We start from the raw sequence: 1,712 nt of genomic DNA, 5'->3' as shown, positions 1-1,712 counted from the left end.
GCATCCGACTTTTAATCGGCAGGTTGAGGGTTCGAGCCCCTCCCGCCCCACCAATCCTTGCCGAAGCTTCCGACGCTTCCCGAAGGCCGGCCCCTGCGCCGGCCTTCGTCATTTCCGGGCACCGGGCTCAGCTGACGCGCCCGCCGAAGGCCACCTCGCGCTCGCCCTCGACGAAAGCCCCGAAACCCTGCCACCAGCTGCCGGCCTGCGGCCAGTGCAGTGCCATCGTGCCGGCGTGCGGGTGATAGGCGGCGGTATACAGCGTGCCCCAGCCGCGGACGTGGCCGTTGCGGTACAGCGGCGGCACCAGGAAGTGGCCGGTCAGCGCGTCGGCGTTCTGGTAGGGCGCATCGACGCAGAAGCGCAGGTATTCGTCGCGGCGCACCGTCTCCCAGGTGCGGGCATGGTCCGGCATCTCGATCGAGCCCTGATGATTGGTCGACACGCGCTCCTGTGACACCAGCGGCGGCCGGTCCGGGCCGAGGTAGACGGTGGCGTGCTGGCCGCCGCGATCGACCAGCGCGACGTTGTAGGCCATGTGCACCGGCACGCGCGTCAGCACCGCCAGCGCATCGGGCACGTCGCGGCAGAACTCCAGCACGTAGCGCAGGATCAGCGTGATGCCGAAGCCGTCGCCGACCGCGCGCCGGCCGCCGAAGGCCATCGAGACCGCGAGGCCGTGGCCGTTCATGCCGTCGAGCACGCCCCACAGGCAGTCCGACATCGCGATCACCGGCGTCGAGTTCCAGTGCGTGTACAGCAGCACGCCGTCGGCCAGGCGCGGCGAATAGTCGTAGTTGCGCACCAGCGCCACCGATTCGCGCGCCCAGGCCGCCTGCGAGCAGCCGGCCAGAAACGGCGTCGGCTGGTACAGCGACAGGAAGCGCGCCGTGCGGTCGCCGTCGCCGACCGCGGCCAGCACGCGCTCGAAGGTCGGCCACAGCTCCGGCAGCCAGTGACGCAGCGCCCGCTCGCAGGCGAGCCACGACGGCCGCGCCGCGTCGCCCTCGCGCAGGAACCAGCGTTCGTAGCCGGGTTTCGAGCGCGCATACAGCGCCGCAAGCCGCTCGCCGGGCTGATCCTCGCGGATCGCGCGAAAGTGCATCGCGGCGACCGGCGCCTCGTAGTCCTCGGGCGGAGCGGGTGGCGGCGGGACGGGATGTTCGATGCTCGGGTTCACGGCGACGATCCTCGACGATCGGCAGATCGGGCCGCTCCGTGGCCGGACAGGGGGAATCCGACGGTTGTGCCTTCAGTGCGCGCCGCCGGCAAGCCCCGGCTGCGGTTTCAGGCCGGGCCGACGCTGCGCTTCAGGGCCGGCCAGCAGGCGGCGAGCAGCACGCTGCGCAGCACGAAGAACAGCATCAGCGCCGCCCACAGCCCGTGATTGCCCCAGCGCGGCAGCCACCACCAGAGCGCCAGCGCGTAGCCGCCGGCGGCGAGCACCATCATGTCGCGCAGCGGTGCGGTGCGCGTGGCACCGAAGAACAGACCATCGAACTGGAAGGCCGCGACCCCGACGATCGGCGAGAGCACCAGCCACGGCAGGCAGGCATCGGCGAGCGCGCGCACCTCGGCACTGACCGTGATCAGGGCGATCAGTGCGTCACCGGCCAGCCAGAACAGCCCGGCCAGCAGCAGCGCGCACGCGAACGCCAGCTCGCCGGTGCGGCGCGCGAGTACTCCGAACCGACCAATTCGTTCTGGTGCTG

At 71.3% G+C, this 1,712-nt stretch carries 1 protein-coding gene and 1 pseudogene; both read right to left on the bottom strand.

What is annotated here, in order from left to right:
- Nucleotides 1-127 precede the first annotated feature (127 nt).
- Complete coding sequence (locus tag PKE44_RS19115; RefSeq protein ID WP_324554398.1) at nt 128-1,180, bottom strand: C45 family peptidase; 1,053 nt, start codon at nt 1,178-1,180, stop codon at nt 128-130.
- Between the two features lie 107 nt (nt 1,181-1,287).
- A pseudogene (locus PKE44_RS19110) lies at nt 1,288-1,712 on the bottom strand (MATE family efflux transporter); the annotation flags it as partial.

Origin of the sequence: Plasticicumulans sp. (assembly GCF_035331805.1) — a bacterium.
Classification (GTDB): domain Bacteria; phylum Pseudomonadota; class Gammaproteobacteria; order Competibacterales; family Competibacteraceae; genus Plasticicumulans.
Note: the sequence above shows the minus strand (reverse complement) of the source record. Positions and strands in the feature narration are given on the sequence as shown.